This is a genomic window from Aquincola agrisoli, assembly GCF_036621135.1.
GTDB lineage: Bacteria > Pseudomonadota > Gammaproteobacteria > Burkholderiales > Burkholderiaceae_C > Aquincola > Aquincola agrisoli.
The window spans coordinates 25,527-51,454 of sequence record NZ_JAZIBG010000025.1 but is presented as its reverse complement, the minus strand read 5'-3'; the positions used below and the strand labels follow the sequence as shown (position 1 = coordinate 51,454).

Genomic DNA, 25,928 nt, shown 5'->3' with positions numbered 1-25,928 from the left:
CGCCGGCGCACGCAGCGCGGGCCTGCCTACACTGGCGGTCTCGCCCCTGCCAGCCTGCCGCCATGCGCATCGAAGAGTTCCGCCAACGCCTGCGTGCCCTGGGCGCCAAGCCCACCCACGAGGCGCGGCTGCTGCGCCAGTGGGTGAATGCGCGGCCGCTGGAAGGCGGCCGCAGCCTCGCGGAGCACTTCCTGCCGCAGCGCGTGCGCGACGAGCTGCCGGCGCTGGCGGCCGACCTGTCGGCGCTCGCGCGGGTGCGTTCAGCCCACCCCGCCGAGGACGGCGCCGAGCGCCTGCTGGTCGAGCTGGCCGACGGCCAGACGGTGGAAAGCGTGCTGCTGCCGCGCGATGGGCTGTGCGTGTCGGCGCAGGTGGGCTGCGCGGTCGGCTGCGTGTTCTGCATGACCGGGCGCGACGGCCTGCTGCGCCAGGTGGGCAGCGCCGAGATCGTCGCGCAGGTGGTGCTGGCACGCCAGCGCCGTCCGGTGAAGAAGGTGGTGTTCATGGGCATGGGCGAGCCTGCGCACAACCTGGACAACGTGATGGAGGCGATCACGCTGCTGGGGCGCGAAGGCGGCATCGGCCACAAGCAGCTCGTGTTCTCGACCGTGGGCGATCCGCGCGTGTTCGAGCGCCTGCCGCAAGGCCCGGTGAAGCCGGCGCTGGCGCTGTCGCTGCACACCACCTACGCGCAGCGCCGGGCCGAGCTGCTGCCGCGCGCGCCGCGCATCGATCCGGCAGCCCTGGTGGACGAGGGCGAGCGCTACGCCCGCGCCACCGGCTACCCGATCCAGTACCAGTGGACGCTGCTCGAGGGCATCAACGACGGCGACGACGAGCTCGACCGCGTCGCCGGGCTGCTGCAGGGCAAGTACGCGATGATGAACCTCATCCCGTACAACACGAACGAAGGGCTGCCGTTCCGGCGGCCCGACGGCGAGCGCGCCGCCGAGATGGCGCGCTTCCTGAACCGCCGTGGCGTGCTGACGCGGCTGCGGTGGTCGGCGGGACAGGAGATCGATGGCGGCTGCGGGCAGCTGCGGGCGCGTACGGCGCCCCAGCCGGTGCGTGTTCACCGTCGTCCGGTATCTTCCTAGGCCCGCCCCGCGACGAAAGGAAGCTTCTCCATGCCAGCGAAGACCCCTCCCGCGAAGACGCCGTCCCGGCGCACGGACGATGCCCTGCTGCGCGCGATGCGCAGCTACGTGCGGGCCAAGAGCCCGGAGCTGCTCGAGGACCCCAACATCACCAGCGTGGGCATCGGCCACAAGATGGTGCCCGGCGCCGCCGGGCCGCAGCTCGCGATCCAGTTCACCGTGGCGCGCAAGGCGTCGCCGGAGGCGCTGGAGACGCTCGGCACGGTGCGCATCCCGGCGACGATCGAGATCGCCGGCGTGCAGGTGCCCACCGACGTCGTCGAGCGCACCTACAAGCCCTCGTACATCGAGGTGCAGCTGCAGGCCAAGGATCCGCGCAAGGCCCGCGCCGACGTGATGGCGGCCGGCATGAGCGTGGGCAACGTCTTCACGACGGCCGGCACCATCGGCGCCTTCGTGCGCGACCGGGAGACGCGGGCGGTGCTGCTGCTGTCGAACTGGCACGTGCTGCAGGGCCCCCAGGGCTACATCGGCGTGGACGTGGTGCAGCCCGGCCGGCACGACGACAACCGCGTCGAGTTCAACAAGATCGGCAGGCTGCTGCGCAGCCACCTGGGGCCGGCCGGCGATTGCGCCGTGGCCACCGTGGCCGGGCGCGCGGTGTCCGACGAAGTGCTCGGGCTCGGCGTGCGGGTGACGGCCATCGGCGACCCGGAGCTCGGCGATGCGGTGATCAAGAGCGGCCGCACCACGGGTGTGACGCAGGGCACCGTGGTGCGCATCGAGGTCAACACCAAGATGGACTACGGCGCCGGCATCTCGGCGGTGGTCGGCGGGTTCGAGGTCGGGGTCGACAGCGCCGCGCCGCCGGCGGACGGCGAGATCTCGCGCGGGGGCGATTCCGGCGCATCGTGGTTCGCGGTCGATGCGCAGGGCCGGACCACCGGCGTGATGCTGGGCCTGCACTACGCCGGCGATGCGGAGGGCACGGATGCCGAGTTCGCGCTGGCCTGCTATGCCAAGTCGGTGATGACGGCGCTGGAGGTCGAGCCGCTGGGCGACATGGAACTGCCGGAGGCCGGCACGCTCGCCGACGGCCTGGTGCCGCGCGACGGCTTCGACCGCCGCTTCCTCGACTTCGCCATCGATGCGCCCAAGTTCATCAAGGGCCGGCAGGCGGACCTGGCCACGCTCGACGACGATGCCGAGCTGCGCTACTGCCACTTCTCGGTCTGGCTCAGCCGGGCGCGCAGGTACCCGCTGTGCGTGGCCTGGAACATCGACGGCAGCCAGTTCAAGCGCCTGAAGCGCACCGGCTTCCGCACCGACCGCCGCGGCGGCCTGGCCGCCTTCCAGTTCGACGACAAGCTCTACGGCAACAACCCGCTGGACAAGGGCCACATCGCGCGCCGGGCCGACCTGTGCTGGGGCTCGATGGAGGAGGCCCGGCAGGGCAACTACGACAGCTTCTACTACACGAACATCGTGCCGCAGCACGAGGCGTTCAACCAGAGCGGCAACGTCGACGACGATCCCGAGGGCGGCGTGTGGGGGCGGCTGGAGAACACCTTGTTCGATGCCGAGTCGCCGCACCAGCTGCGGGTCAGCGTGATGGCGGGCCCGGTGTTCGGCCCCGAGGACCGCAAGTTCGTGCAGAACGGCGTCGAGTGCTTCCTGCCCAACGAGTTCTGGAAGCTCGTCGCCTACCGGGACGATGCCGACGGCAAGGAGAAGGTGTTCGCCTTCCTGCTCACGCAGAAGCACCTGGTCGAGCCGCTGACGGTGCCCGAGGGCCTGCAGCTCGAGCCGTGGCTGTGGGCGCGGGTCAAGCTGCGCGACCTGGAGGCACGCACCGGCATCCGCTTCGGCGCGGCGATGCGCCGCCGCGAGAGCCCGTTCGCCGTGCCGGAGACCCTGGGCGACGCCCCGGTCATCAAGATCCTCTCGTCGCCGGCCGAGTACTTCGCCTAGCGCCGCCGCGGCCAGCCTGCCGCGCCGCCCCCGCCCCGGGCGCCGGTTCTGGCGTCTGACGGTCACTGGTTCCCGTTATTTCTTCTTCTTGTTCGTCTTCCCTTTGTCGTAATGCCACTTGATGGCGAAGAACATGCCCGTGCCGAACACGAGGATCTTGAAAGTGACCAAGACGATGGGGATCCATTCCATTGGTTCGGGTATGTCGAGTCAATTGCCAGCGAAGCCGCCCAGACCGTGAATGTGCCGACGCGCGGCCGCGTTGCACAGGCTCAGATCGCGTCGAAACAGCAGATCAGATGGCGCGGCATCAGCCCGGCGGCGGCATCTGCCCCAGCAGCTTGTCCAGCGTGATGGGGTAGTCGCGCACCCGCATGCCCGTCGCGTTGTGGATCGCGTTGGCGACCGCGGCCCCGACGCCGCAGATGCCGAGTTCGCCCACGCCCTTGGCCTTCATCGGAGAGGCGACCGGATCGGTCTCGTCGAGGAAGATGACGTCCTGGTGCGGGATGTCGGCATGCACCGGCACCTCGTAGCCGGCGAGGTCGTGGTTGACGAAGAAGCCGCGCCGGGTATCGACCACCAGGTCCTCCATCAGCGCGGCGCCGACGCCCATCGTCATCGCCCCGATCACCTGGCTGCGTGCCGACTTGGGGTTGAGGATCCGTCCCGCCGCGCACACCGCGAGCATGCGCCGCACGCGGACCTCGCAGGTCGCCGCGTCGACGCCCACCTCGACGAAGTGGGCGCCGAAGGTGGACTGCTGGAAGCGCTTGTCGAGGTCGCCGTACTCGATGCCGTCCTCCGCCACGAGGCCCTTGTCACCCGCCGCCTGCGCCAGCGGCACCCGGCGCGCGCCGGCGCGAACCTGGTCGTTGGCGAACACCGCCTGCGCCGGGTCGATGCCGACGCTGCGCGCCACGGCCTCGCGCAGCTTCATGCAGGCCGCGTACACGCCCGAAGTGGAGTTGGCGGCACCCCATTGCCCACCCGAGCCGCAGGACACGGGGAAGTCCGAGTCGCCCAGCCGCACCACGACCTTGTCCAGCGGCACGCCCAGGGTCTCGGCGGCCGTCTGCGCGATGATGGTGTAGGAGCCGGTGCCGATGTCCGTCATGTCGGTCTCGACGGTGACGATGCCGCGGCCATCGAGGCGCACCCGCGCGGCCGAGGCCATCTGCAGGTTGTTGCGGAACGCCGCCGCCACGCCCATGCCGACGAGCCAGCGGCCGTCGCGCACCTGGCCCGGGCGCGCCTGGCGCGCGCTCCAGCCGAAGCGCTGCGCGCCCAGGCGCAGGCACTCGGTGAGCCGGCGCTGCGAGAAGGGCCGCTGCGGCTTCTCGGGATCCACCTGCGTGTCGTTGAGCACGCGGAACTCGACCGGGTCCATGCCGAGCCGCTCGGCCATTTCGTCGATCGCCACCTCGAGCGCCATCATCCCGGGTGCCTCGCCGGGCGCGCGCATCGCGTTGCCCTCGGGCAGGTCGAGCACGGCCAGCCGCATCTCGGTCAGCCGGTGGGCGCCCGCGTACAGCAGGCGGGTCTGGTTCACCGCGGTCTCAGGGCCGCCGCCGGGCAGGTCGCCGGACCAGCTCTCGTGCGCGATCGCGGTGATGCGCCCGTCGCGACCGGCGCCGATGCGGATGCGCTGGATGGTGGCGGGCCGGTGCGTGGTGTTGTTGAACATCAGCGGGCGCTGCAGCGCCACCTTGACCGGCCGGCCCGCGGCGCGCGCGCCGAGCGCGGCCAGCAGCGCGTCGCTGCGCAGGAACAGCTTGCCGCCGAAGCCGCCGCCGATGTAAGGCGAGACCAGGCGCACCTTCTCCTTCGGGATGCCCAGCGTCTTGGCGAGGTCGCCGGTGCTCCAGGCCACCATCTGGTTGGCGGTCCAGACGGTGAGCCGGTCGCCTTGCCACGCCGCCAGCGTGGCATGCGGCTCCATCATCGCGTGGGCCTGGTCGGGCGTGGTGTAGTGCGCGTCGAGGCGGACCGCCGCGGCGTCGAAGGCGGAATTGAAGTCGCCCACCGCGGTGCGGGTGGGGCCGCTGGAATCGGTCTCCTTGGCGAGCGGCGCGCGGTCCTTCACCGCTGCGAGGTCGAAGGTGCCCGGCACCGCGTCGTAGGCCACGCGGATCAACGAGGCGGCCGCCCGGGCCTGCTCGAAGGTCTTCGCGACGACCACGGCGATGGCCTGGTGGTAGTGCTCGATCTCCGGCCCGCCCAGCAGCTTGGCGGTGTTGTACTGGCCCTTGGCCAGCGGGCCGGCGTTCTGCGCCGTGACGATCGCCAGCACGCCGGGGGCGGCTTGGGCGGCGTTCAGGTCCATCGAGGCGATGCGGCCCTTGGCAATGCCGGCGCCCAGCACCACACCGTAGGCGGGGTCGCGCACGACGTCGTGGCGCTCGTAGGCATAGGGGGCGGTGCCGGTGGCCTTGAGCGGACCGTCGATGCGGTCCAGCGGGCGGCCGACCACGTTGAGCTGGTCGATGGGGTTGGTGGTGGCAGGGGTGTCGAACTTCATGGCTCAGGCCTTGGCATCTGCCAGCACCGCGGCGAGCGTGCGCTCGACCAGCGGCAGTTTGAAAGCGTTGTCGGGCGTCGTGCGCGCACCGGCGAGGAGCTGGCCTGCGGCCGACGCGGCGCCTTGCGGCAGCGCCGCGTCGGCGGCCTCCACGCGCCAGGGCTTGTGCGCCACGCCGCCCAGCGCGACGCGGCCGCTGCCGTCGCGCTGCACCACGGCGGCGACCGAGACCAGCGCGAAGGCATAGGACGCGCGGTCGCGGACCTTGCGGTAGAGGTGCCGGCCGCCGACCGGCGGCGGCAGCGTGACGGACGTGATCAGCTCGCCGGGTTCCAATGCCGTCTCGGCCTGCGGCGTGTCGCCCGGCAGGCGGTGGAAGTCGGCGATGGGGATGGTCCGGATGCGGCCGTCGGCGCGCACGGTGTCGATTCCCGCATCGAGCACGCGCATCGCCACCGCCATGTCGCTCGGGTGTGTCGCGATGCAGGCGGTGCTCGTGCCCACGATCGCGTGTTGCCGGCTGAAGCCCCCGATGGCCGAGCAGCCGCTGCCCGGCACGCGCTTGTTGCACGGCTGGTTCGTGTCGTAGAAGTAGGGGCAGCGCGTGCGCTGCAGCAGGTTGCCGGCGGTGGTGGCGCGGTTGCGCAGCTGGCCGGAGGCGCCGGCGAGCAGCGCCCGCGAGAGCACGGCGTAGTCGCGCCGCACGCGGCTGTCGGCCGCCAGGTCGGTGTTGCGCACCAGTGCGCCGATGCGCAGGCCGCCGCCCGGCATGGGCTCGATCCGGTCGAGCCCGAGGCCGTTCACGTCGACGAGGTGGGTCGGCGTCTCGATCTCCAGCTTCATCAGGTCGAGCAGGTTGGTGCCCCCCGCGATGAACCGGGCGCCCGGCCAGCGCAGCACCGAGGCGGCCGCGTCCTGCGGCGTGCGCGCGCGCTCGTAGGTGAAGGCCCTCATGCCTTGCTCCCGGCCACGTCCATCATCGCATCGACGATGTTCGAGTAAGCACCGCAGCGGCAGATGTTGCCGCTCATGCGCTCGCGCAGTTCCTCGGCCGACAGCAGGGGGCGGGCGGTCAGGTCGGCCGTCACATGGCTGGGGATGCCGCTGCGCACCTCATCCAGCACCGCGACCGCGGAGCACACCTGGCCCGGCGTGCAGTAGCCGCACTGGTAGCCGTCATGGCGCACAAACGCCCGCTGCATCGGGTGCAGGCTGCGCGGCGTGCCCAGGCCTTCGATCGTGGTGACGCTCGCGCCTTCGTGCATCACCGCGAGCGTCAGGCAGGTGTTGATGCGTCGCCCGTCGACGATGGCCGTGCAGGCGCCGCACTGGCCATGGTCGCAGCCCTTCTTGGTGCCGGTCAGGTGCAGGTGCTCGCGCAGCGCGTCGAGCAGCGTGGTCCGGTTGTCGAGCGCCAGCGTGTGGCTGCGGCCGTTGACCTTGAGGGAGACGCGGGTGGGCGTGGTGGCGTCCGTCACCGCCGGGGCGGCGGTCTGGGCGGCGGCCCCAGGGGCCGCCATCGCGGCCGCGGCCGACGTGCTGGCGACCAGCACGTCGCGTCGGGAGATCAGGCAGGGATCGGTTCTTTCCATCGGTGTTCCTGTGCGGCGGCGGCCCGCGCCGGGCGATGGAGTTCACTGTATGCGGCGCCCGCCGGATCGCCGTAGGACCGCGACGACTCCGGCCGTCGGAGAGCGCGAGGACGCCCGCCGGCGTCAGCCCGTGCGCTGGAGGCCGGCGGCGGCCCGCAGCATCGCGGCCAGGCTGGCCTCGACGTCGTCGTCGGTGGTGGCCCACGAGCTGACGCTGATGCGCATCGCCGTGCGGCCCTGCCACTCGGTCACGCCGCACCAGCAGGTGCCGTCCTCCTGCAGCGCGGCGATGGTGCGGCGCGTGGCCTCGGGTGGGCCGAAGCCGACGAGCACCTGGTTCAGCACCACGTCGTTCAGCACCTCGTGGCCGGCGGCGCGCAGGCCGTCGGCGAAGCGGCGGGCGTGGCGGCAGCACCGCTCCACCATCTCCGCCACGCCTTGGCGGCCCAGGCTCGCCAGCGCGGCCCAGATGTCGACGCCGCGTGCGCGGCGCGACAGCTCGGGCGTGTAGTCCGAGGGCGACCGCGCGGTGGCGTGCACCGGCAGGTAGGCGGCGGTCACCGACATCGCGGCCCGCAGGCTGTGCTCGTCGCGCACGAAGGCGAGGCCGCTGTCGTAGGGCACGTTGAGCCACTTGTGGGCATCCGTCGCCCAGGAGTCGGCCAGCGCCAGGCCTTCGGCGAGGTGGCGCAGCGCGGGCGAGGCGGCTGCCCACAGCCCGAACGCCCCGTCGACGTGCACCCACGCGCCGGCCTCGCGCCCGCGCTCGCACAGGGCGGCAAGCGGATCGAACGCGCCGGTGTTCACGTTGCCCGCCTGCAGGCACAGGATCGTCGGCCCCTGCAGCGGCGGCAGTCGGTCGGCACGCATGCGGCCCTGCGCATCGGTGGGAACCTTGACCACGCGGCTGCGGCCCAGGCCCAGCACGCCCAGCGACTTGAACAGCGTCGGATGGGCCTCGGCGCCCACCACCACGGTGATGGGCGGCGCCCCGAAGAGGCCGTCGGCCTCCACGTCCCAGCCCGCGCGGCGCAGCACCGCGTGGCGGGCCGCCGCCAGGCCGCACAGGTTGGCCTGGGTCGCCCCGGTGACGAAGGCGCCGGCGGTGCCGGCGGGCAGCCCGAGCAGGTCGAGCAGCCAGCGCAGCGCGGCGTGCTCGAACGCGGCGACACCCGGCGTGGGCCCATGCAGTGCGGCGTTCTGGTCCCAGGCCGTCGCCAGCCAGTTGGCCGCGAGCGCGACCGGCAGCGACCCGCCGATCACGAAGCCGAAGAAGCGCCCCCCGGCCGAGGCCGCCGTGGCCGGCGAGCCCAGCGCGTCGAGCTGGTGGAGCACGGCCAGCGGGTCCTGCGGCTGCTCGGGCAGCGGCGCATCGAGCAGGCGCAGCTGCTCGACGGCCGCGGCCGAGGGCGGCACGGGCCGCGCCGGCAGGCCTTGGAGGTAGCCGTCGGCAAGCCGGGCGGCGGTCGAGAGGAGGGGGTCCACGGGCCGGATTCTGCGCCCGGAGGCCGCCCGCGGCTCAGCCGGCTTCGCCCTTGCGGTCGGCGTGGCCGAGGTGGCGCTCCGGGGCGATCCGGTCGCGCACCCGCTGCTTCAGCTCGGTGATCTCGGGGAAGCGGCCTTCCTCCTTGCGCGACCAGACCCGCTCGCCGTCGGCATGCACCTCGAAGACGCCGCCCGTGCCGGGCCGCAGCACCAGTTCGCCGATCTCGTCGAAGGTGCCGAGCAGCTCCTGCGCCATCCAGGCGGCGCGCAGCAGCCAGCGGCACTGGGTGCAGTAGTGGATCTCGACGCGGTGGGTCATCGCGGTTCGTCAGCGGGCACGGAGGACCGAGTATCGGCCGCTTCATGCCGGGGCGCGAGGGCGACGCAGCGGCCATGAGCGGCAGGCATGCCTTTGCCTCAAGTGGCGGCCCGGGCAGCGGCGCCAAGCGCGAGCACCGCCTTCTGCACCTGCTGCAACGGCCGGCTCAGCGGCTTGTCCCGGCGGATGACCCAGGCCAGCGTCCGGCTCAGCCTCGGCGAGAGGGGCAGCACCTCGATCCCGCGGCGTGAACGCGCCTGGGCGACGCCGAGTTGCGGCAGCAGGGACCAGCCCAGGTGCGCGGCCACCATCTCCTTGATCGCCTCCACGCTGCCGAGCTCCATCACGGGCCGGACGGCCAGGCCGCCATCCCTGAACCACTGGTTGATCAGCGCCCGTGTGTTCGCGCCTTCCTCGAAGAGGACCAGGGGATGCCTGGACAGCGACACCGCGGTCACGCTCCTGCGCCCCTGCGCGGCCCCGCGCGGGGCGATCGCGACGAAGGGGTCCTCCAGCACCGGGGTGACGTCGAGGCTCCTGCTCGATATCGGCAGCGTGACCAGTGCGGCGTCCAGCGTGTTCTCCTCGACCCGGCGGACGACCTCCGGCGTGTTGCCGGTGCTCACGGCGATCTCCAGCTGCGGGTTCGCGCGCTTCAGCCGGCCGAGCATCGGCGGAAGAAGGTGGATGCAGGCCGTGGCGCCCGCGCCGATGCGCACCTTGCCGGCCGCCGAATCGGTCCACCGGGTGAGGGCCGCCTCGGCATCCGCCAGTGCCAGGCTGATCCGCTGGGCATGGAGCGCCAGCTCGCCGCCTGCCTCGGTCGCACGCACCCGCCTTCCGACGCGCTCGACGAGCCGCAGCTGCAGGCGCCGCTCGAGTTCCTTGATGTGGTGGCTGACGGCCGGCTGCGACATCTCCAGGTGCTCGGCAGCCTTGGAGAAGCTGGCCTTCTGGATGACGGCCGTCAGTGTGAGCAGGTGGTCGGGATTGAGATGCCGCATAAGGAAGCTTGATGATTTGCATGCGTTTCATCCGGTTCCTCGATGCTAGGGCCGCGCATAGAGTGCCGGCGGAACGATCATGGATTCAACGGCCAGAACCACCCATGCACGGCAGCCCGCGGCGGGCCGCGATGCACCGCTGGACACGAAGCTCGTCGTGCGCCTCGGGCTCTCACAGGTGGTGGGATGGGGCACGATGCACTACCTCATCGCCGTGTTCGCCGCCCCCATGGCGGACGACTTGGGCTGGAGCCTGTCGTTCGTCCAGGCCGGCTTCTCGCTTGCACTGGTGGTGATGGCGCTGGCATCGCCGGCCGTCGGCCGCTGGATCGACGCGCACGGAGGGCGCGGCATCCTGATGGCCGGCTGCCTGGTGGGCGCCGGCGGCTGCGGCCTGCTCGCGTCCTGCGTGAACGAAGCGACCTACCTGGGCGGATGGGTGCTGCTCGGCCTGGCGATGGCCATGTCGCTGTACGACGCCGCGTTCTCGACGCTCGCGCGCATCGCCGGCCCTTCCGCCCGGCGCGCGATGGCCGCCGTCACGCTCTTCGGCGGGCTGGCCTCCACCGTGTTCTGGCCTTTCGGGCAATGGCTCTCGGGGGCCGCGGGCTGGCGAGGCGCCCTGTGGGTGTACGCGGCGATCCTCGCATCCGCGTCGTTGCTGCACCGCCGTGTGCCCAGGGCGCCGCCGCGCGAGCCATGCGCCATCGAGCCGCGCACCGCCATGACGGCGCGTGCCGGGGCCGGGCGGATGGATGTGCTGCTGTACGGCATCGTCGTGGTGCTGGTGGTGTTCATGCAGACGGGGGTCGCCGCGCACTTCATCGAGTTCGTCCGCGGCCTCGGCTGGAGTCCGGCCGCCGCCGGCCTGGTCGCCTCGCTGCTGGGCGTGGGGCAGTTCACCGGCAGGGCCTGGGTCGTGCTGCGGGGCCACCGCCACGACGCGACGATCCTGAACCTCATTCCCGGTGCGCTCCTGATGCTGTGCTACGTCGTGCCGCTCACGGCGGGCGGCAGCCTCGCCGGCATGGCGGCGTTCGCGCTGCTGTACGGGGCCGGCAACGGGATCGCGACCATCTCCCGGGGGGCCATGCCCCTGGTGCTCTTCGACCCCGGCCAATACGGCCGGATCATGGGATCGCTCATGCGGCCGGCCTTGCTGCTCGCCGCGCTGGCGCCGGTGGCGCTCGCCGAGGCGATCGGGCGCGTCGGGCACCGCGCCACCCTGGGCATGCTGCTGGCATCGTGCGTGCTGCTGCTGGCATGCTCGATCGCCTTGGCCGTGCGCTTTCATCACCACACGAGGAGACAACATGCAACGTAGAGGAATGGTGCTTGTGACGGGCGGCAGCCGCGGCATCGGCGCGGCCACCGTGCGGCTCGCCGCCGAGGCCGGCTTCGGCGTGGTGTTCACCTATGTCAGCCGTGAAGACGCAGCCCGGGCGCTGGTCGCCGACCTGGTGCAGCGCGGCCACCGCGCGCACTGCATCGAGGCCGACGTCGGCGAGCCGGACCACATCGACCGGCTCATGTCGAGTCTGCCGCAGGACATGGGGCCCTTGGTCGGCCTCGTGAACAACGCCGGGCTGACCGGGCCGCTGGGTGCCTTCGTCGATACGTCGCTCGAGACGATGCGGCGGGTGACCGCGGTGAACGTCATCGGCACGATGCTGCTGAGCCGATACGTCGTGGCCGCCTGGCTGGCGGCAGGGACACACGGCAGCATCGTGAACGTCTCGTCGATCGCGGCGACGCTCGGCGCGCCGGGCGAGTACGTGCACTACGCCGCCACGAAGGGCGCGGTGGAAAGCTTCACCATCGGCCTGGCCAAGGAGCTCGCGGCCACAGGCATCCGGGTGAATGCGGTGTCGCCCGGGACCACGTTGACCGACATCCACGCGACGGCCGGCGAACCCGGCCGTCCGCAGCGCGTGGCGAGCCGCATCCCGATGCAGCGCGTCGCCCGTCCGCAGGAGATCGCCGAGGCGATCGTCTGGCTGCTGGAGGACAAGGCGTCGTATGTCACCGGATCCGTGCTGAAGGTGGCGGGCGGGTCCTGACGCGAGAAGCGCCGCGGGGCGCACAGATCCCGTTCGTGGCGATCGAGCCCGCGCTGAACGGGCCGGCCCCTCTCACGCCCTCAACCGCTCCACCGCGAGGTCGATGAAAGCGCGCACCTTGCGCGAAGCCCGCGGTCCCTGGTGCTGCAGCGCCTGCACCGGCACGGGCGGCGGGGCGAACTTTGCGAGCACCTCGACGAGGGCGCCGGACGCGATCTGATCCTCGACCATGTACGACAGCACACGGGTCAGGCCGAAGCCGTCGCAAGCGGCGGCGATGGCGTGGTCGTTGTTGTTGGTGGCGAGCCGCGCATGGACCGGCACGGCGATGGTCGGAGCGCCGGGGCCGGCGCCTTCGCGGAACTTCCACTCCGATCCCGGCTCCAGGCCGAGCGCCGCGATCACCGTGTGCGTCGCGAGGTCCTTCAACTGCTTTGGCGTGCCGTGGCGCTGGAGGTACGCAGGCGACGCGCACACGATGCGCCGCACGGTGGCCAGCGGCGTCGCGTGGAAGGAAGCGTCCGGCAGGTCGCCGATGCGGATGGCGATGTCGACGTCGTCGTTGAGCAGGTTGACATTGCGATCGAGCAGGCGGCACTCGACCTCGGTCTGCGGATAACGCGCCAGATAGGCGAGCACCACCTGGTTGAGCTTGAGCCGGCCGTACAGCACCGAGGCGCTGACGACGAGCTTGCCGCGCACGGCGCCATGCGAGCCGCTGGCCGCCTGCTCGATTTCCTCCAGATCGCCGAGCACGCGGCGGCAGTCCTGGGCATACCGCTCGCCCACCTCGGTCACCTTGACCACGCGCGTGGTGCGCAGCAACAGGCGCACGTTCATCGCGGCCTCGAGTTCGCTCACCGCGCGGGTCACGACCGGCGCGGACACGCCGAGCCGCCGCGCCGCCGCGGAGAACCCGCCTTCTTGAACGACGGCCACGAAGATGGCCATGGCATCGAGCTTGTCCATATCCTTTCTATTCCAGAAAGAGTCATTTCCCAGCCGCGCCGATTCTCTCCGCGGACCGCGAGGGCCACCATTCGCTCACCCTCAACCCACCGGAGAACTCCCATGAGCCGCATCCACGTCGTCGAATCGTCCACCGCCACGCCCGAGCAGAAGGCACTGCTGGACGCGATCCAGGGCCAGCTCGGCATGGTGCCCAACTTCCTGAAGGTCTTCGCCAATTCGACCACCGCGCTGCAGGCCTTCCTCGGCCTGCACGGGGTCGCCAACGGCGGCAGCCTCGACCCGCTGGACCGCGAGCGCATCGCGCTGGCGCTGGCGCAGCAGAACGGCTGCCAGTACTGCGTCTCGGCGCACACGGCGATCGGCCGCAAGACCGGCCTGTCGGCCCAGGAGATCGCCGCGGCACGCGCCGGCACCAGCGACGACGACACCTCGGCCGCGATCCTGAAATTCGCGCGCAGCCTGATGGACAAGCGCGGCGACATCTCCGCGCTGGAGCTGGCCGAGGTGCGCGCCGCAGGCGTCGACGAGGCGCAGATCGTCGAGATCATCACGCACGTTGGCATGAACTTCCTGACCAACATCCTGGGCAAGGCCAGCCTGGTCGAGATCGACTTCCCGAGCGTCAAGCTCGAACTGCCGGCCGCGGCCTGATCGTCCACCTCGTCACCGGGAGCTCATCATGGGACGCGCCTATTCGGACATCACCTTCACGCCGACGGTCCGCGAGGTCCAGTCGGAGATGGGCAGCCGCGAGCAGTACGCCTTCCTCGACGCGATGAGCGAGCGGGGCGATGCCCTGACGCCGCGCGAGGCGCAATTCCTGACCGAGGCGGACCACTTCTTCCAGGCCACGGTCAGCGAGGCCGGCTGGCCCTATGTGCAGCACCGCGGCGGGCCGAAGGGCTTCCTCAAGGTGCTGGACCCGCGGACGATCGGCTTCGCGGACTTCCGCGGCAACGTGCAGTACCTGAGCGTCGGCAACCTGCGCAAGGACGATCGCGTCTCGATGATCGTCGTCGACTATCCGAACCGGCGCCGTCTGAAGCTGCTCGGGCGTGTGGAGCTGGTCGAGGCCGGCGCCAGCGCACAGGGCGACGCCGCCATCGCCGCCGTGAGCGATCCGTCCTATGGGGCGACGGTCGAGCGCGCTTTCCTGATCCGCATCGAAGGCTGGGACTGGAACTGCCCGCAGCACATCACGCCGCGCTTCACCGAAGCCGAGGTTGCGTCGCTCACCGCGCCGCTGCGCGCCCAGGTGCAGAAGCTGAAGACGCAGTTGAGCGAAGCCAAGGCGGCGCTCGCCGCTTCCCAGGTGCCGAGCGCGTCTGCCGCGCCGCAGGCCCTCGGCGACGGACCGCTCGCCCTGACGATCGCCGGCGTGCGCCAGCTCACGCCCTCGGTGCGCGCGTTCGAGCTGAGGTCCGCCGACGGCTTGCCGCTACCGGCGGTGATCGCCGGCGCCCACATCGACCTGCCGGTGCGCCTGGCCGACGGCACCGACTCGACACGCAGCTACTCGATCGCATCGAGTCCGCATCGCATGGATGCGTACGAGATCGCTGTGCAGCGCGAGGCCGAAGGCAAGGGCGGCTCCGTCGCCGTGCATGAGGGGTTCACCCTCGGGCTGCGGCTCCATGCCTCGATGCCGAGGAATCTTTTCTCGCTCGCCGAGACGGCGCACCGGGCGGTGCTGATTGCCGGCGGCATCGGCATCACGCCGATCAAGGCGATGGCGCATGCGCTTGCCGCGCGCGGCCAGGACTTCGAACTGCACTACGCCGTGCGGTCACGGGTGCTGGCGCCGTTCCTGGGTGAGCTGACCGAAGCCTTCGGAGACCGCGTGAAGGTGCATGCAAAGGACGAGGGCGGCCGCCTCGACGTCGATGCACTGATGCTCGGCCTGGGGGAGGCTGAGCATGTCTACGTCTGCGGGCCGTTACGCCTGATCGACGCCGTGTCGCTGGCGGCGAAGTCGGCCGCCGTGACCTCCTCGCGTGTGCATGCCGAGAAGTTCAGCGCCGACACGGCCAGGCCCGGGGACCGCGGGTTCGTCGTCCATCTGGCACGCAGCGGCAAGGACATCGTCGTACCGAAGGACCGCTCGATCCTCGAGGCCGCCGAAGCGCAGGGCGTGCGGGTGCCGGCCTCGTGCCGGATCGGCAACTGCGGCACCTGCGCCACGCGGGTGGTCGCCGGCAAGCCAGCGCATCGCGACGAGGTGCTCACGCACGCGCAGAAGATCGACCAGCAGCTGATGTGCGTCTGCGTTTCACGGGCCGACGGCGACGAGTTGACGCTCGATCTCTGAGCGGCGGGAGCGGGCGGCCAGCGGTGGTGCGAGCGGATCTAGAGACCCCTCGCAGGTCTTGTCTGGCCCCGGACGAGGACCGTCTGTCCTGCGCACTGCATCGTGTTCAACGAGGCAGCACCGCGGTGAATACCGTGTTGCCTTCGTTCGAGGCCAGCACGATCCTGCCCCCGTGGCCGCGCACGATCTCGCGCGCGATGAACAGGCCTAACCCCATGCCGCCCGACTTCGGGCCGCTCGTGCCTCCGCGGCGCAGGGGCTGAAAGATGACCTTCTGCATCTCAGGCGCAATCGCCGGGCCCGTGTTCTGCACGGCCAAACGAACTTCGGTGTCTTTTGTCTCCAGGAGCACCCCGATCGATGCACCCGCGGTGCCGTGCCGGGCAGCGTTGGACACCAGGTTGCCGACCACCTGCTTCATGCGTGAAGCATCCCAGGCGCCGGGGCAGGGGGCGGTGATGCTCAAGTCGATGACCACACCCGGCAAGCTCGCCCGACGCAGGTCTACCTCCTCCTGCACGGCAACCGCGAGATCGCATGCCTGACGGTGCACCGGGATGCCCAGCCCCAAGGCAGAGCGGTTGAACTCCAGCAAGTCGTCCAGCAAGGCCGACATCCGCCGACCGTTCCGTATCAACCGTTCCGTGGCCTCGCTGGCGGGGGTGTCTGCGGCCAGCCTCTTCACCAGCTCCGAGGTCAGCAGCACGGCCTCCAGGGGCCCGCGCAGTTCGTGGGCCAGGACGCCGAGAAAGACGTAGCGCCAGCGCTCGGTTTCCCGGTTGAAAAACACCACGGACTCCGCCAGCGCCTGATCGATCGCCTCGTTGAAACGGCCGACCTCCGTGACAACGTCGCGGCCCGTGGGATGACTTTCCGCCCACAGGCGCAGGACCGACGCACGCAGCGCGCGGTACTCCGCAACCAGCTGCTCGAGCGTGAAGCCGTCAGCCACCCGCAGCAGCGCATGGGTTTCCGCGGCTGTGCGCCCTACCGTGTCGGCACGCACGGCCAAGCCATGCGATTTGTTGATCTCTTCTTCGCGCGTCTGGGGGGTGCGTAGATCCGTCTGAATCGCTTCCAGGATCTCCTGGGCGTGGTCACGCAGCGCGGTTGACGACATCCGTGCTCCCGCTGGAAGCAACGTACTGGCGTAGGTTTCCCACTCCGCCAGGATCGCCCGCATTTCAGCGTGGATGAAGTCCGCCAGGTCTGAGTTCATGGTGGCACCCAAAAACGGATAACCGAGCTTATCCGAGGCTGCGTCAATCTCTCCAGGGATGGAGGGCCCACCCTGCGCATCATGGCAATCGAGCTGGTCGGGCATGCCAGTGAGATTGCATGGTGCAGAGCCGCCACCCAAGCTACGGACTCGTGCGGTGGATCAGCCCTTCCTCGATAGCCACGTCAGCAGTCTCCATCAAGGAAAAGGCCCCGAGGATTGCTCCTGAGGGCCTTGCTTCTGTACCCGTGGGCTGTACCACGGTTGATGCCTGCTTACCGGCTGGCGCCCGAAAACGTAGCTTGCAGAGACTTCGAATCGAGTGGTGGTGGTGGGCGGTTGCCTGGTGCTAAAGCCGCCCGTTGAGCTTACGAGCAATGCCGCGGGCATCCGCGGGCCTGCGGGTAGAGAGCCGCCGACTGCCCCCCATCACGGCCGGGTGGGCGGCCACAGGCGAGCGGTGTGCACCAGGGCCAAGATCCACACGGTATCGGCCTGCACCTCGTAGACCAGACGGTAGCTCTCGTGCGGGATCAACTCGCGGGTACCCGGGATCTGTCCAGGCCGCCCCATCAAGGGGTGCTCGGCCAGTCGGCCGACCGCTGCCCCGAAGAGCTCATCCATCCGGATGGCAGCGCGCGGATTGTCCTGGGCGATGAAGTCGACGATGTCGGTGCGGTCCTGCTCGGCGGCGAGGGTCCACAGGACCCTCATGCGTCAGCAGCGCCGCCGGCCTTGGCCCGCAGCGCGGCGCGACGGGCGGCGAAGCGCGCTTCGACGTCAGCGCTGCTGGCGACCTGGCCGGAGGCGATCTGCGCGCGCGCCGTATCGACCTTGGCGCGCAGGAACGCGTCGTACTCGCGTGCCTGCCGTTGACGCTCGACGAACTCGCGCATCAGTTCCCGCACGACCTGCGACGCCGGGCGGTGGCTAGCCTCGGCCTCGGCCATGAAGGCATCGCGCAGCTCGGGCTCCAGCTTCATGGTGAACACGGCTTCTTTGGACATAACCGGCTTCGAGAGGAACAGTATGGATGGAGTATATACAACATAAATACCCATAAGTAGGCTTTCATATCGCACCGCGCAGGTCTTGAACGGACACACAGCCGTCCCATAGCCGCACTGTCGCTGACCCCGTATCGGCGCGATCTCTAGGCGTTCAAGGCTCAGAAAGTCTGCGCAGCCGCTCGCTTGCCCATCCAAACCCCACTCGCTCATGCTCCAGTCGGAGTCTGGGCTGGTGGCCGATGCATACCGCACGGAGGACCGCAGCGGGACCCCCAACAGGGCGACGGTGACGCTCTGGCAGGGTGGGGCCTACGGTCTGACCAAGGCAGAGCGACTCGCCGCTGCGGAGAAGTGCGGCTTGAGGGCTCAGGACTTCGCCAACAGCGAGTACCGGCTGAACTACTTCCTCGATATGGATTGCAATGCCATGCTTCGGGAGACGCTCGCCCTTGGCGCCTAGCCTGTCTCGATCACTCGGGGCATCTCGGCGCGCCTTTGATTCCCGCATCGGGAGCGGGGGATAGAAAAAAGGCCCCGAGGATTGCTCCTGAGGGCCTTGCTCCTGTACCCATGGGCTGACCCACGGTTGATGCCTGCTTGCTGGCCAGCGCCCGAAAACGCTAGCTTGCAGAGCCTTTGAATCGAGTGGTGGAGACGAGGAGGATCGAACTCCTGACCTTCGCATTGCGAACGCGACGCTCTCCCAGCTGAGCTACGCCCCCATTCAAGCCCGTGATTATATGCATGAATTGCGCCGGTTCAGTCGACCTCGCCGTCGACGTAGAACCACCGTCCGTCCTCGCGGACGAAGCGGCTGGTTTCGTGCAGCCGGTGGGCGCGGCCGCCCAGCTTGCTGCGGGCGACGAACTCGACGACGGCCCGGTGTTCGCCGGCCATGGCGTGGTGCCGCACCTCCAGGCCGAGCCAGCGCAGCCCCGGCTCGAAGTCGATCGCGGCCGGCCGTGTGTCCGGATGCCAGGTGGCCAGCAGGTAGGCGGCGTCTTCCAGCACGAAGGCGCTGTAGCGCGACCGCATCAGCGCCTGCGCGGTCGGGGCCTGCAGGTGTTCCGGCCCGGCGTGCCAGCGGCCGCAGCACCGGGCGAGCGGCAGCCCGCTGGCGCATGGGCAGGGGGAATCGGGGCGGGGGTTCATGAGAGGTCGAGCTCCCACACCTCGCCGACGAGCTCGACGCCGAACTCCGCATGGGGCGCGGTGGCGCTGAGCCGGTAGCCATGGCGCGTGTACAGCCTGCGCGCGGCATGGAGCACGCTGTTGGTCCACAGCCGGATGCTGCGGTAGCCGGCCGCGCGGGCGAACCGCGTGCACTCGCCGACCAGCAGGTCGCCCACGCCCAGGCCTCTTGCGTCCGGCTCGACGATCAGCATGCGCAGTTGCGCAATGCCGGGCAGGGCCTGGTCGTCGGCATCGTCCCGGGCCTGCACCAGGAACACGCAGCCCAGCGGCCGGCCGTCGCGTTCGGCGATCCAGCAGGCTTCGCGCGCGGGATCGAAGCGCTCGATGAACCGGACACAGAGCCGGGCGACGAGCGCCTCGAAGGCCGTGCCCCAGCCGTATTCCTCGTGGTAGAGCGCGCCGTGCCGTGAGATGACCCAGCCCATGTCGCCGCAGCGGTGCGGGCGCAGCACGCACGCGCCAGGGGCCGGTTCGTCGGGTGCGCCGAGCAGCGCGGCGACCGTGTGGGTGGCGTCGACCAGCCGTTGCCGCTGCACCGGCGCCAGGCGGGCGAGCAGTGCCACAGTTTGCTGCTCGGAGCGGCGATCCAGTGGCGCGAAGGCCTTGCGGCCCGCAGCGGACAGGCGCAGCAGCGTCTGCCGTGCATCGTGCGGCGCAGCCTGTCCGCGCAGCAGGCCCCGGGCCTTCAGGCCGGCGAGCAGGCGGCTGAGGTAGCCGGGGTCCAGGTCGAGCTCGCGCGCCAGCGCCGCCGCACTGAGGCCGTCGTGGTGGGCCAGCTCCCACAGCACCCGCGATTCGGGCAGCGTGAAGCGCGAGTCGAGCAGGTGCTCCTTGAGCACGCCCAGGTGCCGTGTGTAGAAGCGGCTGAAACGGCGCAGCGCCGTGACCTGGCCGGGCAGCACGGAGGGGGCATCGGGCGTGGCATCGGGCGTGGCTTCGGGCGGCGAGGCGGCCGCAGGATCGGTGGCATGCATGGCTCGATGCTGCCACGAGATCATTGCTTTTGGCAATGATTTGCGGCGCGCCCGGCGGTGCGCCCTCGCGCCGGGCGGCCCGCGATAATCGCGCGATGCTGTTCGTGATCTCGCCAGCCAAGTCGCTGGACTATGAAACACCCGTCGCGCCGTCGCTGCTGGCGGCCGCCACGCAGCCGGCCTTCGCCGTGCGCGCGGCCGAACTCGTCAAGCTGCTGAAGCCGATGTCGGCGCAGCAGGTGGGCCAGCTGATGGACCTGTCGCCGGAACTGTCTGCACTGAACGTCGGGCGCTACCGGGCGTGGTCGAAGACGTCGGGCCCCCACAACGGCAAGCCCGCGGTGCTGGCCTTCAACGGCGACGTGTACGACGGCCTCGCGGCGCGCACGCTGTCCGATGCCGACCTCGCCTGGCTGCAGTGCCACGTCGCCATCCTGTCGGGGCTCTACGGCGTGCTGCGGCCGATGGACTGGCTGCAGCCTTACCGCCTGGAAATGGGCACGCGGCTGGCCAACCCCCGCGGCCGCGACCTCTACGCCTACTGGGGCGACACGGTGGCCGAGCACCTCAACACGCTGGCCGCGGCCAACGAAAGCCCGGTGATCGTCAACCTGGCCTCGCAGGAGTACTTCCGTGCGGCCGACCGGCCGGCGCTGGCGCCGCGGGTGATCGAGTGCGTGTTCGAGGACTGGAAGAACGGCCGCTACAAGATCATCAGCTTCTTCGCCAAGCGTGCGCGGGGCCTGATGGTGCGGTATGCGGCCGTGCGGCGCATCGTGACGCCCAAGGGGCTGGAAGGTTTCGACCTCGATGGCTATCGTTTCGACGGCGCGGCCTCCGAGCCCGACCGCCTCGTGTTCCGCCGCAAGGTGAGCGAATGACCCGACAACACATCACGCCCGAACTGCGCGGCTGGATCGTCGCGCAGGCCCAGGCCGGCCACACGCCGGAGAGCCTGCTGGCCTCGATGCGCAGCAGCGGCTGGGAGGAAGACGCCGCGATGCAGGCGATGGAAGACGCGCTGAGCGGCTTCCTGGCCGAGCAGCATGCGGCCGGCGGCCCGCCGGTGCCGGTCGCAGTGCCCGACATCGCGACGGACGGTGCGTCCAACGTGCTCGACGCGGGCGACCGCGAGGTGCGCATCGTCATGGCGATGCGCAACCCGCGCGTCGTGGTGCTCGCGGGCCTGCTCTCCGACGAGGAATGCGACGAGCTCATGCAGCTGGCCGCGCCGCGCATGGCGCGCTCGGAGACGGTGGACGTCGCGACCGGCGGCAACGAGGTGAACGCCGCGCGCACCAGCCGCGGCATGTTCTTCGAGCGCGGCGAGCACGAGGTCTGCCGCCGCCTGGAGGCGCGCATCGAGCGGCTGCTGCAGTGGCCGGTCGACCATGGCGAGGGGCTGCAGATCCTGCACTACGGGCCGGGCGCCGAATACCGGCCGCACCACGACTACTTCGACCCCGAGCAGCCGGGTTCCGCCACCATCCTGAAGCGTGGCGGCCAGCGGGTGGCCACCATCGTCACCTACCTCAACACGCCGGCCGCGGGCGGGGGCACCACGTTCCCCGACGTCGCGCTGGAGGTGGCGCCGCAGAAGGGCCACGCGGTGTTCTTCAGCTACGACCGGCCGCACCCCGTCACTCGCACGCTGCACGGCGGCGCGCCGGTGGTGGAAGGCGAGAAGTGGGTCGCCACCAAGTGGCTGCGCCAGGGCGTGTTCCGCTGATGAGAGGACGTCGACGGGCGCCCGCCGTCCGTCAGGGCCGCGTCCAGGGCTGCAGCAGCCGGCTGCGCACGATGCGCTCCCACTTGCGCTGCTCCCAGCTCTGCGGGCCTTCGAGCGGCCAGCGGTCGATCTCGGCCTGCACCTCGGTGCGCGGCACGCGCTGGTAGCTCGGGGCGCGCCGCGACAGCAGCCACCAGCCGCCGCGCAGGGCGCGCGGCAGCGGCGCACGGGTGGCGGGCACCCAATACACGCAGGGCCGCTGGGCCCAGAACGCCTGCCGCTCGAAGTGCACCCGCCCCGCGATGCCCGTGGCAGGCGGCAGCAGCAGCGTGTGGGTGGGGGTGTCGATCAGCGCGTAGGCCAAGTCGCCCGGCGTTTCGCCGGCGCGGTGGTACGCGAGGATCACACGGTCGATCTCGCCAGCCGGCACGCGGTCGATCTCTTCCGTGCCACGCAGCACCAGCAGATCCATGCCGCGCCAGGCGGTGAGGGGGGGTTCTCGCATCGTCGGACGCCTTGCTTTCAAGGCGCCCGACCTTAACCAGAACAGGCCGCGACGACTGTGACGATGCGCGACAGGATGCAAGCGGCGGTCAGCAGGCCGGGCGTGCCGGCGTGGGGTGCCCGGCACGCTTGCGCAGGGCCGGCAGCACGGCGATGCCTGCGAGCAGCAGGGCGCAGGACGCCGGCTCGGGCACGCTGCTGACCCAGAGGGCCTGCTGATGGTCGGCCGGGTCGGCGGCCATGGTGGCGTCGATCCAGGCACGGTAGCTGGCCAACTGCACGAAGGCCGAGGCGTGCAGGCCGTTGTCGAACGTGACGGCGGCCGAGGTGATGCCCAGCAGCGTCGAACTGCTGTCGCTCACATGGCCGAGGAACAGGCCGCCGCCGCTGTCGCCGGGCTGCACGTAGGGTTCGCCGAGCGTCGCGGTCGCGGTGATCAGCCAGTTGGTGGTGGCGGCCGGCTGGGGGCCGCTGCCATCGGCGTCGAAGGCAGGCCAGACGTCCTGCAGCCAGGTCGCGCCGTAGCCGCGCGGCCACTGGTTGCTGCCGGTCGCGATGGTCACGGCGATCGGCGCGCTCAGCGTGTCGGGCGCGAGCACCGTGCCTTCGAGCGCCAGCGCGGGCGCGTCGATCGCGGTCGCCAGGCGCAGCAGCGTCAGGTCGTCGGCCGGGAAGCCCGCCTCGCCGAAGTGGTAGACCGCGGCCACGCTCGCGCTGCCGTAGCCGTTGCCGTAGAGGCTGCCGACGCCATAGGCGACGTGCGTGGCCGTCAGCACCCAGTTGCCGGTGATCTGAACGCCGGAATCGACCTGGCCGAACGCCGTGGTGCTGGTGCCGCCGACGATCGCGGCGGCCTGGCCGGCCGCGCCGGCCAGTGCCATGGAGAGTGCAAGGCGCAGCGGCGCGCGGCAGCGGAGGGGCATCATTTGTGCACGTTCGGTCAAATTCGGAGGGCCGAATGTAGCCGATGCCGCCGCCGCGCCGCGGCGCGGCGCCTGCCGCGGTCAGCGCTTGGGCTGGGTCAGGCGCGGGCCGTTGCCGTTGCCCGAGCTGCGGCGGTCGTCGCGCCGCGCCGGCTGGGCGCCGGGGCGGCGGCCGCCGCCCGCGCGGCCGGGGCCGCCACGGCCATGGCCCGAGCCATGCCGAGGCGCAGCGCCGCCGCCGGCACGGCGCGGTTCCTGGCCGCGCGACTCGGGCGGCCTGCCGCCGCCCGGCCGGCCACCGCCGCCACCACCCGGCCGGCCGCCGCGCCCGCCGCGGCTCGCGCCGACGCCGATCGTCATGCGGCCCAGCACGATGGGCTCGGCCTTCTCGCCCGCGGGCACTTCGAAGCCGGGCACCGTCTCACGCGGAATGCTGCGCTTGATGAGCTTCTCGATCTCGCCGAGGAAGATCTCCTCGTCAGGGCAGACCAGCGAGATCGCCTCGCCCTGCGCGCCCGCGCGGCCGGTGCGGCCGATGCGGTGCACGTAGTCCTCGGGTACGTTGGGCAGCTCGTAGTTGACGACGTGGGGGAGCTGGTCGATGTCGATGCCGCGCGCGGCGATGTCGGTGGCCACCAGCACCTGCAGGTCGTTGCTCTTGAAGTCGGCCAGCGCCTTGGTGCGTGCACCCTGGCTCTTGTTGCCGTGGATCGCCATCGCGCTGATGCCCTGGTCGTTCAGGTACTCGGTCAGCCGGTTGGCGCCGTGCTTCATGCGCGTGAAGACGAGCACCTGGTGCCAGTCCTCGCTCTTGATCAGGTGCGTCAGCAGTTCCTTCTTGCGGTCGCGGCCGACCGGGTGCACCTTCTGCGCGATGGTCTCGGCGGTGGTGTTGCGGCGTGCCACTTCCACCAGCGCCGGCTTGTTCAGCAGGCGTTCGGCCAGGGCCTTGATGTCGTCGCTGAAGGTGGCCGAGAAGAGCAGGCTCTGCTTCTGCTGCGGCAGCACCGCCAGCACCTTCTTGATGTCGTGGATGAAGCCCATGTCGAGCATGCGGTCGGCTTCGTCGAGCACGAAGATCTCGACCTGGCTCAGGTCGAGCGTGCGCTGCTGGTGGTGGTCGAGCAGGCGGCCGGGCGTGGCCACCAGGATGTCGACGCCGCGGCGCAGCTTGTCGATCTGCGGCTGCATGCCCACGCCGCCGAACATCACCATGCTGGTGAGCTTGCTGTACTTGCCGTAGGTGCGCACGCTCTCCTCGACCTGGGCGGCGAGTTCGCGAGTGGGCGTGAGGATGAGGCCACGCACCGGCACGCGGCCGCGGGCGTCGCGCACCGCCGGCTTCTGCATCAGGCGGTGCAGCAGCGGCAGCGTGAAGCCGGCGGTCTTGCCGGTGCCGGTCTGGGCACCGCCCAGCAGGTCGCCGCCGGACAGCACGACGGGGATTGCCTGCGCCTGGATGGGCGTCGGGGTTGTATAGCCATGCTCGAGCACGGCACGCAGGATCGGCTCGGCCAGGCCGAGTTGGTCAAAGGTCATCGGGGAGCCCGCACGTTGCGGGGGTACCTGCCTGCTGCCGCTCGCGAACGGAGGACACCAGTCGAAGGCGGGGAGGGTGTGGTTGACGTCGGAAGCGACTGCGGCCACGTGACTGGAGGTGCGGCCGCAACGCGGATTGTAGGGCTTGCGGCCTCGTTCAGCGAAAGAGGATCGACTGGTGCACGCCAGCGCCGGCCAACGCGCCATCGCCCACCGCCAGGGCGACGTTGCCTGCGGCCCGCGCGGCGTCGCCGCAGGCGAAGACGCCGGGCACCGTGGTCTCCCGGGTGGGGCCGGTGCGCACGAAGGGGCCCATCGGCCCCTCGTCGAACGCGCAGCCAAGCTGTGCTGCCAGCGGGCTGGCCATCCGCAGGCGGGTGGCCGTGAACAGGCCGTCGAGCACGGCATGGCGGCCGTCGGCGAGCACCACGGTGGCGGTGTCGGCGATGCGCAGGACACGCGCCGGCTCGATCCGCACCCCGCGTGCCTGCAGCGCGGCGGCCTGCGCCGCGTCGGGCTCGAGCCGGCCGTCGGTGAACAGCGTGACCTGCCCCCAGTGCGGCAGCATCATCGCCTGGTGCAGCGCCAGCGGGCCTGTCGCCAGCACGCCGATGCGGCCGTTGTCGAGCTCGTAGCCGTGGCAGTACGGGCAGTGGAAGACGCTGCGGCCCCAGCGCTCGGCCAGGCCCTCCACCGGCGGCAGTTCATCGACGACGCCGGTGGCCAGCAGCAGGCGGGCCGCGTCGAAGCGCGCGGCCTCGGTCGTCACGGCGAAGCCGTCGCCCCGGGCCCGCGCCTCGAGCGCCAGCCCGTCGATCCATTCGACGTTGGGGTACTGCAGCAACTGCCGGCGCGCATCGGCGGCGATCTCGCCCGGCGCCCGGCCATCCTGGCCCAGGAAGCCGTGCGAGGCGGCGGCGAAGCGGTTGCGGCGCTGGCCGGCGTCGATGACCAGCAGCCGCCGGCGCGCGCGTGCGAGCTGCAGCGCGGCCGACATCCCGGCATAGCTGCCGCCGACGACGATGGCATCGAAGCGGGGGGCGTGTTCAGATGGCATGGATGTTCCTCTTGCGGGGATGGGCCGCGGCGCGGCGGTTGAAGTCGGCGGACAGGTCGGCCAGCGTCACCTGGCCCAGCCGGTCGACGAGCAGGCGCTCGGCCTGCTGCATCGCATCGTCCAGCGCCTCGTTGACCGCCTGCTCGACCAGGCATTGGGGGTGCTCGGCGCGGTGCCCGATCGCGAACAGCGCGGGCGAGCCGACGGCTTCGTAGATGTCACGCAGCGTGACCGCCTGCAGGTCGCAGGCCAGCGTCCAGCCCCCGCCGTGGCCCTTGCCGGAGCGGACGTAGCCAAGCTCGCGCAAACCCGCCAGCGTGCGGCGCACGACGACGGCATGGCTCTGCAGGAAGCCTGCCAGTTCTTCGGAGGCGAGCGGGCGGTCGCTGTGCGCCATGTGCAGCAGCACGTGCAGGACGGAGGAGAGCTTGCTGTCGCGTTTCATGTAAT

26 protein-coding genes and 1 tRNA gene are annotated in these 25,928 nt (G+C 70.9%); 9 read left to right on the top strand and 18 right to left on the bottom strand.

The genetic code is table 11. From position 1 onward, the window contains the following. The first annotated feature begins 62 nt into the window (after positions 1-62). Both V4F39_RS11195 and V4F39_RS11190 read left to right on the top strand, forming a co-directional pair. The gene (locus V4F39_RS11195) at positions 63-1,097 is read left to right on the top strand and encodes an RNA methyltransferase (protein ID WP_332289464.1); all 1,035 of its coding nucleotides are present in this window, start codon (positions 63-65) and stop codon (positions 1,095-1,097) included. 30 nt (positions 1,098-1,127) lie between these two features. Next, positions 1,128-3,068 carry a DNA/RNA non-specific endonuclease gene (locus tag V4F39_RS11190; RefSeq protein WP_332289463.1) on the top strand — a complete coding sequence of 647 codons (1,941 nt, stop codon included), beginning with the start codon at positions 1,128-1,130 and terminating at the stop codon, positions 3,066-3,068. A gap of 310 nt (positions 3,069-3,378) precedes the next feature. On the opposite strand, the gene paoC is transcribed toward V4F39_RS11190, so the two are convergent. The 6 genes from paoC to V4F39_RS11160 all read right to left on the bottom strand — a co-directional run bounded on the left by paoC (position 3,379) and on the right by V4F39_RS11160 (position 9,989). After that, positions 3,379-5,589, bottom strand: a complete 2,211-nt coding sequence (gene paoC / locus V4F39_RS11185; RefSeq protein ID WP_332289462.1) for an aldehyde oxidoreductase molybdenum-binding subunit PaoC — start codon at positions 5,587-5,589, stop codon at positions 3,379-3,381. Between the two features lie 3 nt (positions 5,590-5,592). Then, positions 5,593-6,543 (bottom strand): FAD binding domain-containing protein, encoded by a 951-nt coding sequence (locus tag V4F39_RS11180; RefSeq protein ID WP_332289461.1) that lies wholly within the window; start codon positions 6,541-6,543, stop codon positions 5,593-5,595. After that, positions 6,540-7,181 carry an aldehyde dehydrogenase iron-sulfur subunit PaoA gene (gene paoA, locus V4F39_RS11175; RefSeq protein ID WP_332289459.1) on the bottom strand — a complete coding sequence of 214 codons (642 nt, stop codon included), beginning with the start codon at positions 7,179-7,181 and terminating at the stop codon, positions 6,540-6,542. The genes V4F39_RS11180 and paoA overlap by 4 nt, the downstream gene beginning before the upstream one ends. 123 nt (positions 7,182-7,304) lie before the next feature. Further along, positions 7,305-8,666 (bottom strand): pyridoxal phosphate-dependent decarboxylase family protein, encoded by a 1,362-nt coding sequence (locus V4F39_RS11170; protein ID WP_332289457.1) that lies wholly within the window; start codon positions 8,664-8,666, stop codon positions 7,305-7,307. Between the two features lie 34 nt (positions 8,667-8,700). Further along, positions 8,701-8,985, bottom strand: coding sequence for an Rdx family protein (locus tag V4F39_RS11165; RefSeq protein WP_332289456.1), 285 nt, complete (start codon positions 8,983-8,985; stop codon positions 8,701-8,703). A 98-nt stretch (positions 8,986-9,083) separates the two neighbouring features. Continuing rightward, a complete protein-coding gene (locus V4F39_RS11160) occupies positions 9,084-9,989 on the bottom strand; it encodes a LysR family transcriptional regulator (RefSeq protein ID WP_332289454.1) in 906 nt (301 codons plus the stop codon). Positions 9,990-10,068: 79 nt separating this feature from the next. On the opposite strand from V4F39_RS11160, the gene V4F39_RS11155 reads away from it, so the two are divergent. Both V4F39_RS11155 and V4F39_RS11150 read left to right on the top strand, forming a co-directional pair. Then, positions 10,069-11,313 (top strand): MFS transporter, encoded by a 1,245-nt coding sequence (locus tag V4F39_RS11155; RefSeq protein ID WP_332289453.1) that lies wholly within the window; start codon positions 10,069-10,071, stop codon positions 11,311-11,313. Then, positions 11,303-12,049, top strand: coding sequence for an SDR family oxidoreductase (locus V4F39_RS11150; RefSeq protein WP_332289452.1), 747 nt, complete (start codon positions 11,303-11,305; stop codon positions 12,047-12,049). The genes V4F39_RS11155 and V4F39_RS11150 overlap by 11 nt, the downstream gene beginning before the upstream one ends. Positions 12,050-12,121: 72 nt before the next feature. Here the strand turns inward: V4F39_RS11150 and V4F39_RS11145 are convergent, their stop codons facing one another. Next, positions 12,122-13,018 carry a LysR family transcriptional regulator gene (locus V4F39_RS11145; protein WP_332289450.1) on the bottom strand — a complete coding sequence of 299 codons (897 nt, stop codon included), beginning with the start codon at positions 13,016-13,018 and terminating at the stop codon, positions 12,122-12,124. Positions 13,019-13,120: 102 nt separating this feature from the next. Here V4F39_RS11145 and V4F39_RS11140 point away from each other — a divergent pair, with 102 nt between their 5' ends. Next, a complete protein-coding gene (locus V4F39_RS11140; RefSeq protein ID WP_332289449.1) occupies positions 13,121-13,672 on the top strand; it encodes a carboxymuconolactone decarboxylase family protein in 552 nt (183 codons plus the stop codon). Positions 13,673-13,700: 28 nt separating this feature from the next. After that, positions 13,701-15,329 carry a 2Fe-2S iron-sulfur cluster-binding protein gene (locus V4F39_RS11135; RefSeq protein ID WP_332289448.1) on the top strand — a complete coding sequence of 543 codons (1,629 nt, stop codon included), beginning with the start codon at positions 13,701-13,703 and terminating at the stop codon, positions 15,327-15,329. 106 nt (positions 15,330-15,435) lie between these two features. Here V4F39_RS11135 and V4F39_RS11130 read toward each other — a convergent pair whose 3' ends face one another. The 3 genes from V4F39_RS11130 to V4F39_RS11120 form a co-directional block, all read right to left on the bottom strand. Then, positions 15,436-16,653, bottom strand: a complete 1,218-nt coding sequence (locus V4F39_RS11130) for a sensor histidine kinase (RefSeq protein ID WP_332289447.1) — start codon at positions 16,651-16,653, stop codon at positions 15,436-15,438. A gap of 324 nt (positions 16,654-16,977) precedes the next feature. Then, complete coding sequence (locus tag V4F39_RS11125; protein ID WP_332289446.1) at positions 16,978-17,262, bottom strand: type II toxin-antitoxin system RelE/ParE family toxin; 285 nt, start codon at positions 17,260-17,262, stop codon at positions 16,978-16,980. Next, positions 17,259-17,555 (bottom strand): antitoxin of toxin-antitoxin stability system, encoded by a 297-nt coding sequence (locus tag V4F39_RS11120; protein ID WP_332289445.1) that lies wholly within the window; start codon positions 17,553-17,555, stop codon positions 17,259-17,261. Before V4F39_RS11120 ends, V4F39_RS11125 begins: the two co-directional genes overlap by 4 nt. A 235-nt stretch (positions 17,556-17,790) precedes the next feature. On the opposite strand from V4F39_RS11120, the gene V4F39_RS11115 reads away from it, so the two are divergent. Beyond that, complete coding sequence (locus tag V4F39_RS11115; protein WP_332289444.1) at positions 17,791-18,018, top strand: hypothetical protein; 228 nt, start codon at positions 17,791-17,793, stop codon at positions 18,016-18,018. 186 nt (positions 18,019-18,204) lie between these two features. Here the strand turns inward: V4F39_RS11115 and V4F39_RS11110 are convergent. From V4F39_RS11110 to V4F39_RS11100, 3 genes are all read right to left on the bottom strand, one after another. Beyond that, positions 18,205-18,280 (bottom strand) — tRNA-Ala (locus V4F39_RS11110). Positions 18,281-18,317: 37 nt separating this feature from the next. Continuing rightward, positions 18,318-18,710, bottom strand: coding sequence for a YchJ family protein (locus V4F39_RS11105; protein WP_332289442.1), 393 nt, complete (start codon positions 18,708-18,710; stop codon positions 18,318-18,320). Continuing rightward, the gene (locus V4F39_RS11100; RefSeq protein WP_332289441.1) at positions 18,707-19,726 is read right to left on the bottom strand and encodes a bifunctional helix-turn-helix transcriptional regulator/GNAT family N-acetyltransferase; all 1,020 of its coding nucleotides are present in this window, start codon (positions 19,724-19,726) and stop codon (positions 18,707-18,709) included. Before V4F39_RS11100 ends, V4F39_RS11105 begins: the two co-directional genes overlap by 4 nt. Positions 19,727-19,821: 95 nt before the next feature. Here V4F39_RS11100 and yaaA point away from each other — a divergent pair, with 95 nt between their 5' ends. Both yaaA and V4F39_RS11090 read left to right on the top strand, forming a co-directional pair. Next, the gene (gene yaaA / locus V4F39_RS11095; RefSeq protein ID WP_332289440.1) at positions 19,822-20,607 is read left to right on the top strand and encodes a peroxide stress protein YaaA; all 786 of its coding nucleotides are present in this window, start codon (positions 19,822-19,824) and stop codon (positions 20,605-20,607) included. Then, a complete protein-coding gene (locus V4F39_RS11090; RefSeq protein ID WP_332289439.1) occupies positions 20,604-21,455 on the top strand; it encodes a 2OG-Fe(II) oxygenase in 852 nt (283 codons plus the stop codon). The genes yaaA and V4F39_RS11090 overlap by 4 nt, the downstream gene beginning before the upstream one ends. Positions 21,456-21,486: 31 nt before the next feature. Here V4F39_RS11090 and V4F39_RS11085 read toward each other — a convergent pair whose 3' ends face one another. The 5 genes from V4F39_RS11085 to V4F39_RS11065 form a co-directional block, all read right to left on the bottom strand. After that, positions 21,487-21,960, bottom strand: a complete 474-nt coding sequence (locus tag V4F39_RS11085) for a hypothetical protein (protein WP_332289438.1) — start codon at positions 21,958-21,960, stop codon at positions 21,487-21,489. Between the two features lie 88 nt (positions 21,961-22,048). Continuing rightward, on the bottom strand, positions 22,049-22,882 hold the full coding sequence (locus V4F39_RS11080) for a trypsin-like serine protease (RefSeq protein WP_332289437.1): 834 nt from the start codon (positions 22,880-22,882) through the stop codon (positions 22,049-22,051). Between the two features lie 81 nt (positions 22,883-22,963). After that, the gene (locus V4F39_RS11075) at positions 22,964-24,421 is read right to left on the bottom strand and encodes a DEAD/DEAH box helicase (RefSeq protein ID WP_332289436.1); all 1,458 of its coding nucleotides are present in this window, start codon (positions 24,419-24,421) and stop codon (positions 22,964-22,966) included. Between the two features lie 157 nt (positions 24,422-24,578). Then, positions 24,579-25,478 (bottom strand): NAD(P)/FAD-dependent oxidoreductase, encoded by a 900-nt coding sequence (locus V4F39_RS11070; RefSeq protein ID WP_332289434.1) that lies wholly within the window; start codon positions 25,476-25,478, stop codon positions 24,579-24,581. Then, on the bottom strand, positions 25,468-25,923 hold the full coding sequence (locus V4F39_RS11065; protein ID WP_332289433.1) for an Rrf2 family transcriptional regulator: 456 nt from the start codon (positions 25,921-25,923) through the stop codon (positions 25,468-25,470). The genes V4F39_RS11070 and V4F39_RS11065 overlap by 11 nt, the downstream gene beginning before the upstream one ends. Positions 25,924-25,928: the final 5 nt, after the last annotated feature.